General features: G+C 55.9%; 9 protein-coding genes and 3 pseudogenes. 8 read left to right on the plus strand and 4 right to left on the minus strand.

The window, feature by feature from the left end; all coding sequences use genetic code 11:
- The first annotated feature begins 1,808 nt into the window (after positions 1-1,808).
- Both NLM25_RS07660 and NLM25_RS07665 read left to right on the plus strand, forming a co-directional pair.
- Complete coding sequence (locus NLM25_RS07660; RefSeq protein WP_254136575.1) at positions 1,809-2,240, plus strand: response regulator; 432 nt, start codon at positions 1,809-1,811, stop codon at positions 2,238-2,240.
- 244 nt (positions 2,241-2,484) lie between these two features.
- On the plus strand, positions 2,485-3,138 hold the full coding sequence (locus tag NLM25_RS07665; RefSeq protein WP_254116322.1) for an FkbM family methyltransferase: 654 nt from the start codon (positions 2,485-2,487) through the stop codon (positions 3,136-3,138).
- A 372-nt stretch (positions 3,139-3,510) separates the two neighbouring features.
- Here NLM25_RS07665 and NLM25_RS07670 read toward each other — a convergent pair whose 3' ends face one another.
- On the minus strand, positions 3,511-3,939 hold the full coding sequence (locus NLM25_RS07670; protein WP_309143584.1) for an H-NS histone family protein: 429 nt from the start codon (positions 3,937-3,939) through the stop codon (positions 3,511-3,513).
- A gap of 1,963 nt (positions 3,940-5,902) precedes the next feature.
- Here NLM25_RS07670 and NLM25_RS07675 point away from each other — a divergent pair.
- The 4 genes and pseudogenes from NLM25_RS07675 to NLM25_RS07690 form a co-directional block, all read left to right on the plus strand.
- Positions 5,903-6,163 (plus strand): annotated as a pseudogene (locus NLM25_RS07675) (hypothetical protein); the annotation flags it as partial.
- A complete protein-coding gene (gene trpC / locus NLM25_RS07680; protein ID WP_254136577.1) occupies positions 6,133-6,969 on the plus strand; it encodes an indole-3-glycerol phosphate synthase TrpC in 837 nt (278 codons plus the stop codon). The pseudogene NLM25_RS07675 and the gene trpC, both read left to right, overlap by 31 nt.
- A 796-nt stretch (positions 6,970-7,765) precedes the next feature.
- Positions 7,766-8,266, plus strand: a complete 501-nt coding sequence (locus tag NLM25_RS07685) for a flavin reductase family protein (RefSeq protein WP_254116325.1) — start codon at positions 7,766-7,768, stop codon at positions 8,264-8,266.
- A 72-nt stretch (positions 8,267-8,338) separates the two neighbouring features.
- Positions 8,339-8,578 (plus strand): hypothetical protein, encoded by a 240-nt coding sequence (locus NLM25_RS07690; RefSeq protein ID WP_254116326.1) that lies wholly within the window; start codon positions 8,339-8,341, stop codon positions 8,576-8,578.
- Between the two features lie 722 nt (positions 8,579-9,300).
- On the opposite strand, the gene NLM25_RS07695 is transcribed toward NLM25_RS07690, so the two are convergent.
- Together NLM25_RS07695 and NLM25_RS07700 are read right to left on the minus strand one after the other, a co-directional pair.
- The gene (locus NLM25_RS07695) at positions 9,301-10,308 is read right to left on the minus strand and encodes an LLM class flavin-dependent oxidoreductase (protein WP_254124166.1); all 1,008 of its coding nucleotides are present in this window, start codon (positions 10,306-10,308) and stop codon (positions 9,301-9,303) included.
- A gap of 61 nt (positions 10,309-10,369) precedes the next feature.
- Entirely contained in the window at positions 10,370-11,461 is a 1,092-nt protein-coding gene (locus tag NLM25_RS07700) for a histidinol-phosphate transaminase (RefSeq protein ID WP_254136578.1), read from the minus strand.
- 1,013 nt (positions 11,462-12,474) lie between these two features.
- On the opposite strand from NLM25_RS07700, the pseudogene NLM25_RS07705 reads away from it, so the two are divergent.
- Positions 12,475-12,729, plus strand: a pseudogene (locus NLM25_RS07705) (PLP-dependent transferase); the annotation flags it as partial.
- Positions 12,730-12,760: 31 nt separating this feature from the next.
- On the plus strand, positions 12,761-13,633 hold the full coding sequence (locus tag NLM25_RS07710; protein WP_254141126.1) for a PLP-dependent aspartate aminotransferase family protein: 873 nt from the start codon (positions 12,761-12,763) through the stop codon (positions 13,631-13,633).
- 858 nt (positions 13,634-14,491) lie between these two features.
- On the opposite strand, the pseudogene NLM25_RS07715 reads toward NLM25_RS07710, so the two are convergent.
- Positions 14,492-15,389: pseudogene (locus NLM25_RS07715) on the minus strand (LysR family transcriptional regulator).
- Between the last annotated feature and the right edge of the window lie 100 nt (positions 15,390-15,489).

Below are 15,489 nucleotides of genomic sequence, written 5' to 3' on the forward strand. Positions count from 1 at the left end.
TGAATCTGAAGAGTTCAATGTTCGCGTCTCGGCGTTGTTGGAGGGGGATGGTCCAGCTTCGCTGCGCTTGCATGATTCGTCCCCTTCTTAGCTCGCGCCAACCTCTTGGGAATGTTCGTAATGGGCGGAATTGGCAGTTCTCCTCTACCGCCCGACGAGCCGACGTCGCATCGAACCCACTCTTGTATCCGTCAAGTCTATCAGAAAACGTAGCCATCGATAAAGTGCGTTGCTGGCCAGCTGACAAAAGTAAACGTAGCTAGGCTGCTGAGTGACTTGAATCTAACGTTACGTCAGGTTGTACGATTAGAGACAATCGTGTGCAGCCTTCACGGTGTCGACGCAGTCGTCACTCGGGAAAACATTGCTGCCCGCGAGGTAGCGCATGTGAGAGCATCGGTAAACAGCAGTGAAGCTCGACGTCAAAGCTGCCCTGATCAGTTATGAGTAGCTGATGCGTCTGCCTGGAAAGTTCGAATTGGGATTGGGTTCAAATAGATCCAATCGAACTACGAGCAGCCAACCTGAGACGTACGCGCAGCGCAAGAGTCGAGCCAATCGCGGAGCAGGGTCATCTGCTCAGGGGGTTGTGCTGCTTCATCGAGGCGAGGCAATTGCGACATGTGCCTGCATGTCTTGACAATATAGGGGCGTACTGGCAGCGCTCGACGGTGCCCGTCTGAAGCGAAGAAGGCCTGAGCAGATGTGCGACGTAATCTTTCTGCGAGGCAAATGAGGTAACATGAGAGCGCAGATTGGAGACCAGCTCGAATCTGGTCGCGTGCGATATGGACAATTCGCGAGCGCGCCGGGATCAGGTCCTTGTGGCTTGTTCTTTGTGCAGGGGCCCTGCGGGTGTGAGCTCAAGATCATAGGATTGCTCCGCCCGCGCTGGGAGCATGTCTCCGTCTCGACACTGCGGCGTTGTCCGAATTGGCAGGAGATGTGCTTTGTCAAGGACCTGTTTTGGGATGAGGAAGAGTGCGTGATGCAGCTGCATCCGCCCCAGTCCGAATACGTGAACAACAGCCGATACTGCTTGCATCTCTGGAGGCCGACCAATCAGGGCATTCCGATGCCACCGTCGGAGTTCGTCGGCATCGTCGGGATCAATCCATCTGAAGCGGCTACCCTGGCCGCTCAAATACGAGTCAGGTGACCCTGGCCATTGAAATGGTCTGGCGGGGGAGCTCGTGCGGTTCGCGATGGCTGGCGCGCTGCATGCCGAGTCTCCGGAGAACTGCAATGAATCTCCATCGTTCCATTTTGTGGTTCTCCGAAGCTCCGCGCACTGATGCATAGTCTGTCGGACAGTACGGTCCCGCTCTCTTCGTCATTCGCCTTTGTTTCCGTCACCGAACCCATCCACTGCTCGGATACATTCTATCGATAGAATCGACTTTACGAACCACCTGGAGGGACGGATAACTGGCTCCGGTCCGAAGCGACGGAACTCAAAGGCGTACCAGGATGATTGGCACCGAGAAGAATTCTCAGGTCTACGAACATCGAGGGGCGATGCGAATTGCCGCGCGTGTTCTCTCCGACTCGCACGACGTGTTGCCAGAGGCCAGTGGTCTACGGTTGTCAGTAAACCTTCGTATAGGTCTGCCAACCCCTTCGATATCGGTAACCTACCTAGGTAGGATTGTGCCTCCCCTCGATGCCGCCTTAGCCTCGCGACGAAGGCAAGAGCGGTTCATGGCGGGTGTCTAATGCTCCTTAAAAAGGATCGTGTGCGGCACGGTCAAGTTGCTAGTCAAATCGTGCCGAAGCTGCCGAAGACGTCCCTCCTAGATTTAGTTCGAATGGCCCATAAACTCGATATCATCTCGGTCGTTTGCGATGATCCGGCGGTGTGTGAACCGACATTGGACATGCTCATTTCAGGAGGCTACGTTCCAAATCTTTTCCGGAGTGCAGATGAGTTCTTGCGTTCAAAGCGTTGCATCAGCACGTCTTGTTTGATCGCTGACATGCAGTTGTCGAACGCAAGTGGGCTAGAGATATATGAGACACTCGTCGCGTCCGGAAACGCAATTCCCACTATTCTGCTTCTGGCCGGTCCCGACGACGACAACCGAGCGCGCGCGCTGGAGATCGGCGTGTCGTGTGCTCTGAGCAAGCCATTCAGCAATGGTGAGCTGCTCGCCTGCATCACAGCGGCCCTAAGACTGAACCATGCTTCGAAGGCGCCATTGAGTAAGATCATGCTCAGCTCGGCGCCTCTTCATGCGTGACCTGCGGAATAAGCTTCTGACCAGATGCCGCCTTGTAGCGGCGCCGCCGAACTTGCTTCATGTCGGTCTACGATCCCACCTTATCCAGTGATCAATAGGCGATCAACTCAAGGAACCAGGGCGCAGTCGAAAGCATCGCATACTAGGAGACGCTCGTGACCTAAGAAGTTCAGGCGTTCACTGAATTACTGCCGCAGTTCCCAGAAAGTCTAAAATATCGATCCGTGCGAAAGGCCTAACACGCATGCTAGACCCCAACCCTTTGGAAGTACACCACCAGATCGTTTCACTTCTGGAAAATCCAAGCCCCGTTATCTTGGATATCGGCTCTTATGATGGAACCGATGCGCGACGTTTTCTCCAGCTACGCCCGCAAGCGCAGTTCTACTGCTTTGAGCCCGACCCTCGAGCGTTGCGGCGGTTCAAGAAGAACATGCAGGATATCAACAATGTGAGGCTGTTCGAGTTCGCGATCAGTGATCGCAATGGAAAGATTGAATTCCACCCAAGCAATGGGGATGGAGAGGCGGAGGGATGGGACCTCTCTGGCTCAATTCGCCGGCCAAAGAACCATCTTGCTGAGTATGATTGGGTGCGATTCGATCAGCCAATCACCGTTGAGACGCGAAGGCTGGATGACTGGAGCAGCGAAGCTAACCTGAACAAGATTGATTTGATCTGGATGGATGTTCAGGGAGCGGAGTCCGATGTCATCGCCGGCGGCAGTCGGACCTTAAGCAATACGCGCTTCATTTACACGGAATATAGCGACCGCGAGCTTTACGAAGGCCAGCTCTCCCTGCAAGCCATCCTTGAGCTCTTGCCGTCATTTGAAGTGGTAAGGCTCTATCCTCGCGAAGTGGAGGGTGACGTATTACTTAGGAGTAAGAGCTGTTAGCCGCGTCTCTGCCAATGTTTGCTGCGCGAGAAGCCATTCGAACACAGATGCGCAACCAGTTGGAGCAGGCCTTGTTAGTCAACGAAAGATCCGTGGCAAGTTACCCTTGCCACGGAAGGGCGTTCGATTCTAGCCGCGACACCGAACTCCTTTCGTGAGGGACGGTGCGGAAGTTCCTAGCCCTCGGCGTCTCGCTGCGCAGGGTTGTTTGCTCTACGTGCACCATCGACCGGGAAAGTGGCTAGGCGAGAGCCGAGGCCCGGCAAGGTCGAGATATCGAACATTTAGACCCACTCAGGAAGGAAGTTGTAGTCGCTCGGAGCTAGTAGCCGCATAGTCCGGTCGATCGAAGCGCAATTGCTGACGGGCATGTCAGGCCTTGTGGCGACGCTTACGAGCAGATCGGTCGATAAGGAAATATTCCAGCGTCCGACCGGCACGAAGTTGTGGGCTGAGCCATCGGGGTAATTTCCCACGCCCGGAACAAGTTTGCACCGGGTTCTTCGGATTTCGATACTCTGGCCGCACAGGCGGGTAGGGCCGACGCTTCCGGCCGGTCCGGGCGAGCTTGTCGACCGCTCCGATTGTTCGCAGGCGCTCTTCTAGTCTGACCGTTTCCGCCGTAATACGTCGAGCTAGCGCCGCGGAGACCTTCTCGTGGAGACTCCACAACTCATCGACACTCATTGACTTCAGGCCAGTCATCTTCATTGCGATCTGCCATGCTGGAAATTCCACATCGTTAGATAATCGCTCGCGAAATAATCGACAAGACGAGGGTCGCGAAACGAATAAGCTCATTAAGAACGGCGAGACGCGCCACAACGGAGCTGGAGAAAGCTACGAAGAAATCGACGGCTCAAAGTTGGAGATATCAAACGCTCAGCCGCTGCTTGAAATCTATTGGACGGTCAGTACAGGCCCACATTTTGGGCCGAGCAACCTCACTCCACGGGCTATATAGCTACCGCGGGGCGGTTCAACATAGTCGACACCATCAATCCAAAAGGACATATCGTCGATTGTAAGCTGTGGGTTAAAAGTCCATCCAGTCTGGACAGCTCTCACCACTGCGAAAGCCTCGCGGGGCGAGGACGAGTCCGGAATGATGACATCAGCATCCTGCTCACATCCTGATAGAAGCTCAATAAGCTCTTTGACCTTCATTTGGCAGCCTTCGGATCGCAGTTGAGAGGTGTCCGTCTACGCGTTCTGAAGGATCGGTGAACTCCGCGTCAAGCTGCAGGCGACCGATCGAACAAGAACCGCGCTCGAATTCTGAATTTGATTGGCATCATCTCCGCCTGTTGCGTGAAAATTTCAAGGCAGCACGGCGCTCAAGTGCCTATGCCAATAAATTCGTGCCCAGCTGAACTGTCAACCAACAGAAACGTTCTCCGCTCGTCGAGCGCCCGTTCACGCAACGTTATTCACTGCCCAACTGATGCGAGAATAGGGAGTTGCCTCAGGTGAATCGGTGAGCCAAGCGGCTCGACATCAGATTCGTCCGTGGCAATGCGAGCTTTGAGTGAGCTGTGTTGGCTGCGGATTCTGCCGGCAGGATATTGTTCCAGGGCGAGAACCTCGCAGGCTTGAATCGGACCCAGCGTCAAGTTGTATTCTCGCAGAGTGTTTTCAACTCCAATAAGGGCAATGGGCCGCACCATGATGTGCTCGCTGCTCATCACGGAAAACGCAGCCACGTTGCAAACTGAGGCTTCTCTATGACGATATTTCTAGCTCTCGTTCTGATTTTGCTCGTGGGTTTCGGGGGTGGGTACGCCGTGCACGCATGGCGTTCTCAAAAGCAGCGTGAACGCTTTCGCTTATCTGCGGCTTCCCTTCGGCCGACCTCCCGCGTCACGGAACGCCCTAGCGAGCTGCCCAAGCGGAGAGCGTTTTGATGCGTCGTCGAAACGAAGCTCAAGCCCTCAGAGAAATGAAGCAAATTACGAGACAGCCTGCAGGCTGGCGGTTCATTGGATACCGCGCATGGAGCAATTTTCGGCCAAAAATGTTCCTGATCCCAAGTGACTATGGGTGGAAAGTGCCGGACGGACGAACAATAACGTCCGAGCTCGTCGATACGGCGTTCAATGAGTACAGGTCCGTGATGAGACACCTCGTTCGCGAGCCTCGCGTCATCACCTGCAGAGTCCCGCCGAGCGCGCCGGCGGGGCTTCTTCTGAAGCCGTGGCTTCAATCTCGGTGCAGAACGAGATCGGTGCCATATGCGAAGCGTGCTCTGATCGCGGGCGCTGCTGGGAACGCGCGGATCGAGCGCGCGACTCCTGAGAGTTCAAGCGCCATCCGGAACTCGAATCGATACCATAAGGACTCGCATCAAAAAAGTGGCAGTCCCGAACGGGGGCCTCGTGACGAGTTTGGCAAAGGTTGGTCTGGCTGACTGACGCCCGTCTTGGCGCTGCTCCTCCTTTGGCTTGCGAACGTGTAGCATCCGCGCGTTCGCTCAAAAGGCTTGAAACTGCCGCAGCGTCAAGTTGTAGGCTTCAGAACAATCGTGACCAGGCGACTGGCGCTCCAATGGCGCGCGCGAGGCTTGTCCTGCGCGTGAATGCCAATGTGAGGGTGATGGGTATGGTGGAATTGGGATTTGAAGCATCTTACGGTCGTTGCGCGCTCTGTTGGACCATGCCAGCGACCATTGCAGCGATTTGCGGGGCGGCTAGGAACCGCATCGGACAAGCGGAAAGCAGTAACGATAGCGGGACTCTGGGTGGTGCGCGGCAGCGACGGGTAAAAGGAGGGGCTAAAGGGCGGGGACTCCGATGTGAACGCGATTGTACTGCGGAGCGTGCTCGACGGCATGCGAGGCTCATTTCGTGATGTTGCTGACTTGAACGCGGCAGGCGCTTTCATAATGGTCGGTCGCGCTACAACCTTAAAGGAAGGCGCGGCCATCGCGCAGGAATCCCTTGATAGTGGCGCCGCCGCGGCGCGCTTGAATCAGCTGGTCGCAATCTCCAACGCCAGATGGACGATATGGTCAATTCCAACATTCTGACGAAGATCGAGACATATAAGCGCGACGAGATCGCCGCTGCAAAGCGCGCGCTACCGCGTGGCGAGCTCGACGAGTGCGCGCGCCGTGCGCCTTCCCCGCGAGGCTTTCTCAGCGCAATTGAGAAGAAGCGCGCGTCGGGTAGCTATGCTCTCATCGCAGAGATCAAGAGAGCGTCGCCGTCCAGGGGGCTCATTCGCGCCGACTTCAATCCGCCGTCGCTTGCCAGATCGTATGAAGCAGGGGGCGCCGCCTGCCTCTCAGTCTTGACGGACAAACCGTCTTTCAAGGGCAGCCTTGACTTTATGGAGGCTGCACGCGCGGCCACAAACCTACCAGTGTTGCGCAAGGACTTCATTTTCGACACATATCAGGTAATCGAGGCGCGCGCCCGCGGCGCTGATTGCATCCTATTAATTATGGCAGCGCTGGACGATGGGGCTGCCCACGACATTGAGGCGACGGCCCTGGCATACGGTATGGACGTGTTGATCGAGATCCATGACCGCTCCGACCTCGATCGCGCCCTCAAGCTTCGCTCGCGGATGATTGGCGTCAATAATCGTAACCTGCGCAGCTTTGTAACAAACCTTAAGACAAGTGAAAAGGTGGCGCCATCCGTTCCGAAGGATCGGCTGGTTGTGAGCGAAAGCGGCATCTGTGCGTTCAGCGATATCGCGCGGCTCTCGCGCGCCGGTATCTCGACGTTCCTTGTGGGCGAAAGTCTGATGCGTCAGTCCGACCTGACGGCGGCAACTAGCGCGCTGCTTTCACCCAACCAAATTGCAGCAACTAGGGCGCATCAATGACACGCAGACACTCTACCCAGTTGATGCACCGCCCTCATGTCCACTCGTTGAAGGAGGAACCATTCGCATGGTCTGTAGATCTTGAGCGCGCTCGATCGTGCAAGCCACCGCAACGAAAGGTCCTGCTGCGACGTGCGAAATCGACCGTGGGACGATGGCGGGATCCGCGAGTGTTGATCGCGCTTCTGCATGTCCTGGATCACTCGAAATCGGCGCACCGAAAGACTGGCTTGCGCACTTCTGGAGCGAGTTTAGCTGCATGTCGGCGCTTGCATCTGGAAGACGATTGGGCTCGTGTCAACCAACGTCAGGTCCACAGCGCCCGCTCTCACAAGGGGAGTGCCCGTATGGATGACCAGGAGCTAACTAGTGATAAGCTAAACAGAGGCGCGTCATTGCTTCAACGGAGAAGCCTGCGTAATGTGTTCGGCGAAGCTAAAAGGGCGCGTATCGGTCGAGGGCAGCGCGATCTCGAACCATCTGACAACGGAAACGACGTGCAAGCGCGCACGCCTCGCCCGAAATATCGAGATCGATTACTTGCGAACCCCGGCCCCCGTTGCCGAGCCATCTCAGGTTGCGGTATCGATGAGTCTCGGCAATGCCGGGTGAGCCCCGAAGTCCCGCTCAATCGCTCGACGGCCAGGAGAACTAAAGCGTGCGATAATGCACAAACTGATCGGACGTCGGGCCGTAGAGCCGACAGCTGCGAGCGCGGCAATCTCTGCGTAGCGCGAGCGCTCGAACGTGGGGCTGGCCTAGTTGGCGGACTGCTGATCCTTGGTCGCCCCGCCATATGAGCGATATTCATTCAGTCGAGGCGATCGAGTTTCGCCAAGCGATGCGGAATCTGGCCAGTGGCGTTGCAATTGTGGCGACAGGCGCGGCACTTGGGCGGCGTGGGTTAACGGTGAGTTCTATCACCTCTATTTGCATAGAGCCTCCCTGTTTGCTGGTCGGCATTAATATCAATTCCGGGACTCACGACGCAATACGGGCGCACGGCAGATTCGGCGTGAGCCTTCTTTCTATTGATCAGCAGGACCTCGCGTTGCGGTTTGCCGGCCGAGACGGCTCCAAAGGTACCGAACGGTTTGATACTGCTCCCTGGGATCAGGGGATTCTCGACGTGCCTCTATTGCATGGCGCAATCCATGCTCTCGAGTGCGTTTTATGCCATTACCAGGTCGTTGGCACACACGGGATTTTTATCGGCCGAACCGTTGCGGTACGCCCAGGCAACGGCAATCCGCTTATCAACTGTCGCGGCGAACTTCGAACATTACTACACGATTGAACAGTCTTTTCAGTGGCGTTTCAACACTGGCAGCTACACGCGTGGCTGGAAGAAGAGTGATGGAGCTGAGTTATGATCGTTGAATACACGCCGGAGAGCGACGTCCGTCTAACGGATCCCTTCGACTTTTGCGGGTTTAAGCTCGTGTTGAAAGGTCTGCTCGGCGGCGTCCCGACGCTGCGACGAATTGCGATCGTCGATCAGGACAATGCGTTGGTTTCTATCGATCTGTTGCCCAATCTGCCTGAGTGCCCGAAGGGCGATCGAGGGTGGGACCTAGCATATGTTGAGATGATCGCTGGCGCACGCTAAAACGGCTGGATAGATCTCACAACAAACGCGATCCGCGCACATGTCGAAAGAGAGGACTGACCAGAGAGCTTCCGCCGCCTCCGAACAGCAAGACGTTTATGCAACCATGGGCTTAAACCTTTCATCTTGCCATTGTCAAACCTTTCAAAGTCACGACTTCCGACTGAAAGAGCCAAGTCGTGCGATTTGCGCCAACAGAACTGTGGGACGCGCTGCCTGCTTGTGATGCCTCCGCAGATCGCTATGCTGGAGTGGATCGCCGCCGCAGCCAGCGAATTGTGATACTCGGGTGTCCGGCCTGCAATAGATCGCAAATGCGTTCGCATGGACGATGTGAGCATCTCCTAGTATGTTCTAGAGACCCATGTCGCCCTTTATGGCTCCCCGACTTTCGAGCTTCAAAAGACTGGCCGGGCGTCAAGGCGGGTTGGGAACTTGCGTCACGGCCTCGCACTACAAAACGTGAGTGCCAAGAATGAGGATGCGCGGCTTCATTCTCAGGGACGAGATCTTGCGGCGGACTTCGTCCTGATTGCGGACAGCAGACCGTAGCTCAGAGGAGGAGAAGCGAAAATTTATTTTGATGCCGCACATTAGTTGGTGCGTTCCTTCGGAGATGAGGCCTGGTGAACGGAGCTATGCAGGCGTCATAGTGCCGCCTGCATGGCGCATGTCCGTTTGCTAGTTCATCAAACGAAATCGCTGGATGGCAAGCCTCATGTTCAGCCAACACCCGCGGCGACTTCAGACCGGATAATGGCAGCGGTGTTCAACGAAGCACCTAGGGGGAGGTCCCCAAATGCGAGCTGACAAAGAAGATAGTTGGCTCCCGCCTCTTCGAGATGATTAAGAAGAGTTTGGCGGATCGACGCGGCCGTCCCGGCAACACACAATTCACTTTCGATTGCTGCATCGAAGGTTAGGGGCAGGTTCGGCGGAGTGGGGATGTTGTTGCGATCATAAAGAAACTTGAAGCTGTTGAGCCATCGATCGTAGGCAGGCGCAGCCAGTGAATAAGCATCCGCTTCAGACCTTCCGGCTACGACCATGCGGAGCAAGCCAAGAAACGGGGGCTGACCATTCGCCTCTGAGTGCTGTTCCCGATGAAAGCGGTATGCGTCAGTGACCCTTCTAACGGACGTTGAAGGACCAAGGCTCGCGATGTTTGCACCGATCTCAGCAGCCCAACGAGCCGAGTCTGGTTGATTTACGGCGATCCATGTCGGCGGGTGCGGCCGCTGATGCGGCGTTAACGTCAATGGAACGTTGTCTAATCGATAATGACTACCCTCATAGGATAGCGCGCCGCCCCGCATGGCTTTAACAAGGATTTCGCTGGCTTCAGTATAACGTCCTGGTGCCGCGTCTACACTGACCCCGAAATATCCCAATTCAACCGGAAGGGAGCCGCGTCCGATTCCAAGCTCAAGCCGGCCGCCGCTCAAGTGGTCCAGCATACATGCTTCTTCGAAGGCTCGCAGCGGATGATGAAGGCTAAGCAGCATAACCATCGGGCCGATGCGAAGATGTGTTGTGCGTTGTGCGACACTCGACAAGAACAGGTTCGGTGAAGGGCTTCTGCCATGTGGCGTACAATGGTGCTCTGCTAGATGATAGGCATAGAATCCCAGCCGATCGCATGCCTCGGCGAGCAGGAGGCGATCGTCATATTGCTTGGCGGCATCACGACCGTCCGCGTCCAGATGATCGAAGATGCCGAACGCCAGCATTGGAGAAAGAGTATTGTTCACTTAACCACCTCGATTGCAGCAGGAGAGCTATCGGCCTAATTCAGAATGACGACCTGGAGATGTCATTGACAGCTGAAAGAAACGTATCCATTTGCACTTCTGTGCCAATCGCAATGCGTATGCAGTCTTCGAGACCTGTTTCCGGAAAGAATGCAACAAGCACGTTCTGCCTCCGCAATGCGGCTTGCCACCAGGCGCCATCGTGTCCGCCCGGCACGCGAGCAAGTAAGAAATTTGCGTGGGAGGGCAAGACAGTGAATCCAAGTTTCGACAGCTCAATTGTCGTTCTCTCTCTTTCAAGCATGATACGCTGATGATTTTCCTCGAACGCGCCTCGATGTGCAATGATGCTCGCGCCGACCGCATGTCCGATCACATTCATGTTGAAGAGGTTCTGCATGGTACGAAGTCTGCCGACAAGCTCGGGGTGACCGAAGCCGAATCCGACGCGAAGGCCCGCGCTGGCATAGCTTTTCGAAAAAGTTCTCAGCAGCAGAAGATTCGAATAGCGATTGACGAGCCGCAATCCATTATCAGGCGCAAAATCGACGTAAGCTTCGTCGAGGACGATCAGTCGTTCCGATTGTGCTACGAGCCTTTCGACGTCGGCGATCGGAACGAACGTTCCGGTCGGATTGTTCGGATTGGCTAGCACGATGAACTTTGCGTCTCTGGCGAGACCGAAAAGCAATTGATGCGTTGGCAAGGAATGCGTCTTGCCCCACCCGATCTCCAGAAACTGAGCTTCGTGCAACATGGCGAGCTTGCGATTGAACGAAAATCCGGGAGATACCATCGCTACAGTGTCGCCTGGCGCAAGGAATGCTTTGTAGATGAGGCCGAGGAGTTCAGACGATCCGTTCCCAGCGATCACCTGATCGACGGAGAGGCCGTAGGCACAGGCCGCCGCCTGTCTTAGCCCGACGTTTTCATCCTCGGGGTACAGATAATGCCGCTCAAGAGCGGAAATCGCGCTTTGTCGGACGATCGCTGGCAACGGAAATGGGTTCTCGTTCATATTGAGTTTGACGCAATTTGCGTCGGGCCCGATGGGAGCGGGCGGTGGAACATCCAACTGCTTTGCCACGTGTGAAAGGGACGAGAGTGCGCTTAGCAGCCTTGCGTCTGACATGTGGTCGCTCCGTCGAAAAGCATGGTTCTGAGCATGGCGATGGTCCGATCTGGGTGAACACGCGGGTATTTGGCCTATGACGTGCGTGCCTGCAGGTCGACCTTCTTCACAGTTGGTGGAAGCGGAAAGTCACGCGTTTTAGTAGCAATCTAATAGTTGTAATGATCGTCTGACCTAAACGTGTGTCGGTCGAGGCTTGTCTTGCGACGGGCGAGCCGGTCGGACGTGTGCCCATGATCAACAAGCGGAAAATAGCCGAGCAGGTTCTTGTTCGACTTCAGCGAAGGTCCATTGTTGGACTGAAGAACTTCATCGCTGTCTCGATGAAGGCTGCTGACTGAGAATTCGGACAGAACGGTGTCTGATGTTCGACAACGGTGGACATAACGTATGCCCGCGGGGCGGCAGCTGGTCATGCTTTCGATGCAGTGGCAACGTGGTTGCTGTCTAGCAGACACACACAGATGCTCTCGGGTGCTTTCTTTATCGAGTAGCGTGACAGATCGACGCGGCGCAAACATTTGCGTTTGAAACATTCACAGTCCTCATTCGAAATTATGAAAGGCACCCATGCCTCCCAATTCTGGTAGTGTACAACTTGACCTTACGTTCGTTTCAAGGGGGTCGTTAGCATTGGAGAATGTGCCACACTCGCTACAGCGGACCCTATCGCAGTAAGAGCGCACTGCATCGCCAGACTATTATCGTCTGAGTGACCAAAAGCGCAGCGCAGCATCCAGCCGACAAAATCAGGCGAACCACAAATTGGCAAAGTCGCATCGGATTCATTGCTCAAGAGGCATGATGATCAAGCTGCAGTAGCATCGCGTGAATATTGGCATTGATGTTGCACCCGCCATGCAGTCAAAAGCGCCCAGATGGTGTTGCGACTGAGCGGGAAGGGAATGCGATGGAAGAGAACTGTTGATGAAGGATCTGAACCCGACAAGGGCGAACGAGACGCGGAAACCCTAGTTTGTCATCTAGGTCGTGCGCCGGCAGAGCATGCGGGGATGGTGAATGTGCCGATCTACCGCGGTTCCACCATTGTTTCGGAGACCTTGGAGGAGTGGGATATCCGAAACAGAGGCAACCCTAGTTATGGTCGCTTTGGCTCGCCGCTGTCCCGTGCGCTTGAAGCCGCCGTTTGTAAGTTGGAGGGCGGCTTCCGGTCGATTCTTTTCCCATCAGGGCAGTCTGCCTGCACTCACGCGCTGCTTGCGTGTCTGAAGGCAGGCGATTCTGTTTTGATCAGCGACGGCGTTTATGGGCCTGTGAGAGCCTTTGCGGACGACGATCTTGCGAGGCTGCAGATCAAAGTACAGTATTTCTGTCCAATCCAGCCAGCAGAACCTGGCGGCAAAGATCAGCGCAAGTACCCGAGCCATCTATCTGGAATCCCCGTCGTCCGTGACCTTCGAAGTTCAAGATGTACCAGCACTCGCGGCGATTGCACGTCAGTCGGACGCGCTTGTAATCATGGACAATACGTGGGCGACACCTCTGTATTTCAAACCTTTTGAGCATGGGGTCGATATCTCGATCCAGTCGGCGACAAAGTACATCGTCGGCCATTCCGATGCGTTTCTTGGCGTTGCTACTGCGAATGAAGCGGCATGGCCCGCGCTGAAATCGACTGCCCACCATTTCGGCGAAATCGGCGGACCAGATGACATTTATCTGGCCCTCCGAGGACTGCGTACTCTAGCTTTGCGCATGAAGCAGCATTGGGCAAATGGTCTCATTCTGGCGCAAAGCCTACGGACGCATCCAGCTGTCGACAGAGTGTTGCACCCGGCCCTTCCTGAGCATCCCGGCCACATCATATGGAAGAGGGATTTTCTGGGCGCCAGTGGCCTCTTTGGGATTGTTCTAAAGCCAATATCGCGGGAACAACTTTCGGTTCTCTTCAATAGCCTGCGCCTCTTCGGGATAGGTCTATCCTGGGGCGGGTATGAAAGCCTCGCGTTGCTTGTCGAGCCGCCAAAACGAACAGAAGTTCCGCTTGCGTTGGCAGGACCGCTGATTCGCATACATGCGGGCATGGAGAGCCCCAATGAGCTGATCGCGGACATGCATAACGCGCTGAACGCCGCCTGCGGCGCTGCAGTTGATGAGATTGTGCGCTCGGAAATGAGCGAACTCGTAAGTCAATGCCAAATAGTCAGCTAACATTGCGATTTTGATCCTAGGTCGTGTCGCAGGCGGCGCCTCGAGACTGCGGCACAGAAGACCCTCACAATCGACCATGGAGTAGTCGTCCGAAGAAGGCCCGATGAGGCCGGCCATGCCACGTTTCTAAGGTACAGTCCACGTGCTCTTTCCCACATGGAGCATGCTTGCTCGGCGAGTTCAGACGCTCGTCGAGCGCCAGCAGTTTATCATGGGCCCATGTGGAACCGGAGCGGCAAAGAAGTGATCCGCTGAGCTCTGTTTAATATTGCAGCCAGCTCATCGAGTTCGGTGGCCATTGGCAAGACCATCGGGAGCGGAAGTCGCAACCGAGCGAGCTGAGGTCGCGGCGCATCGGCCATCACCTGGAACGACAACAACGGAAATGACCGCTTTCCCTCGCCTCGGCGATCGCTGCCTCAAGAACGCGTGGCAGCTGATTGGCGCCAGAAGCGAGCGCACATAGTGGCGACATTCCTTGAAGTGGATCTCGGGTTGTTTCCTGGAAATATGATGTCTCGATGTCTGACGAAAGAATGTGAACGGCAATCGCCAGCACCGGCACGCGCGATCGACGACAATAAGGCCGTTGATGAGGTGTGGATTGCCTGACCCGCAGCTTCCGGCGCAGAACGCGAGCGCGCCGATCGGACGAGCCTTTGCACTGGCCGCGAAAGCCGCCACTTGCTCGCGTCGGGCTTAAAGCCAATCGACATGTTCTAATCATCGGATCGCATCGATAAAGCCGTTCAGGCGATCCTCGACGAGTCCCTGACGCGCTTGACCTCACCTCAGCAAGGGTTGGCGAGCTGATCAGCTCGGTCTGTGCCAAGCCTGACATGCTTATTGGACCGCAATTCAGTCCTCGCCGGAATGGTTTTCTCCGCGCGTGCAAGCCACCAGATCAAGCCAGGCCCGTGCGGCATGCGACAGGTAGGCGCCGCGGCGCCAGATCATTGCAATGTGCCAGTCCGTACCGGCTTCGTCGAGCGGCACCTGGGCGATCGGAAGATGCTTGCGTTGCTCTGCGATCATTCGTGGCAGAAAGGCGGCCCCCATGCCCGCAGCAGCAAGCGACGATAAAATCGATTTGGCTGCTGCGGGCGGCGATGCGCGGCTCGAAGCTGTGCCGACGGCAGGCGTCCAAAATTGCGCGGTTCAATGCAAATCCGGTGTCGAAGAGGATGAGCGGCAGCTCTCGCAATGCCGGAAGTTCAACGGATCGGCACTGAGAGAGCTTGTGGCCAATGGGAAGCAGAACAGTGAGGGGCTCGCGTTTGACGTCCTGCCATTCAAAGCTTTCTAATTCGGGGAGGAGCGAGGCCGCAAGTTCAATCTCCCCCGATAGCATAACCTCTTCGAGCCGCTCGCATCCGCACTCCACGAGCCGGATGTCGACGCCTGGATAACGTTTCCGATAGATCGCAAATAGCTTTGCGAAGAGGATGCCACTGCCAATCGGCGGTAAGCCGAGCTTCAGAACGCGGCATTTAAGGCCGCGTAGCTCGTCCAGTTCCGAAATCAGATCGTCCCGCTCCAGCAGTATCTTGACCGCACGCCGGTAAACAATTTCGCCGGCAGTGGTAAGCTTGCTGCGATGGCCGATGCGATCAAGTAATGGCACGCCAACCTCCTCCTCAAGCTGCCTCACCGCCTTGCTGATTGTAGATTGGGTCGCGAGTACGACTTTGCCGGCCTTGGAGAACCCGCCTCGTCGTACGACCTCCACGAAAGCGCGTAATGTCCGAAGCTCCATGCGGCATTCCAAATTCGAATAGACGTTAGTCGATCAATTCATTCGGTGAAGATCCGAGAGTCCGCACCGCGCGACAGCCCAACATGCAGGCTGAAGAATT

It is taken from the genome of Bradyrhizobium sp. CCGB01 (assembly GCF_024199795.1).
Classification (GTDB): Bacteria; Pseudomonadota; Alphaproteobacteria; order Rhizobiales; family Xanthobacteraceae; genus Bradyrhizobium.

What these genes read in the sequence shown, in the direction of transcription:
- NLM25_RS07660 (WP_254136575.1), top strand. Translation starts at nt 1,809, where the DNA reads ATGGCCCATAAACTCGATATCATCTCGGTCGTTTGCGATGATCCGGCG.
- NLM25_RS07665 (WP_254116322.1), top strand. Translation starts at nt 2,485, where the DNA reads ATGCTAGACCCCAACCCTTTGGAAGTACACCACCAGATCGTTTCACTT.
- NLM25_RS07670 (WP_309143584.1), bottom strand. Translation starts at nt 3,939, where the DNA reads ATGAGCTTATTCGTTTCGCGACCCTCGTCTTGTCGATTATTTCGCGAG.
- trpC (WP_254136577.1), top strand. Translation starts at nt 6,133, where the DNA reads ATGGACGATATGGTCAATTCCAACATTCTGACGAAGATCGAGACATAT.
- NLM25_RS07685 (WP_254116325.1), top strand. Translation starts at nt 7,766, where the DNA reads ATGAGCGATATTCATTCAGTCGAGGCGATCGAGTTTCGCCAAGCGATG.
- NLM25_RS07690 (WP_254116326.1), top strand. Translation starts at nt 8,339, where the DNA reads ATGATCGTTGAATACACGCCGGAGAGCGACGTCCGTCTAACGGATCCC.
- NLM25_RS07695 (WP_254124166.1), bottom strand. Translation starts at nt 10,308, where the DNA reads ATGCTGGCGTTCGGCATCTTCGATCATCTGGACGCGGACGGTCGTGAT.
- NLM25_RS07700 (WP_254136578.1), bottom strand. Translation starts at nt 11,461, where the DNA reads ATGTCAGACGCAAGGCTGCTAAGCGCACTCTCGTCCCTTTCACACGTG.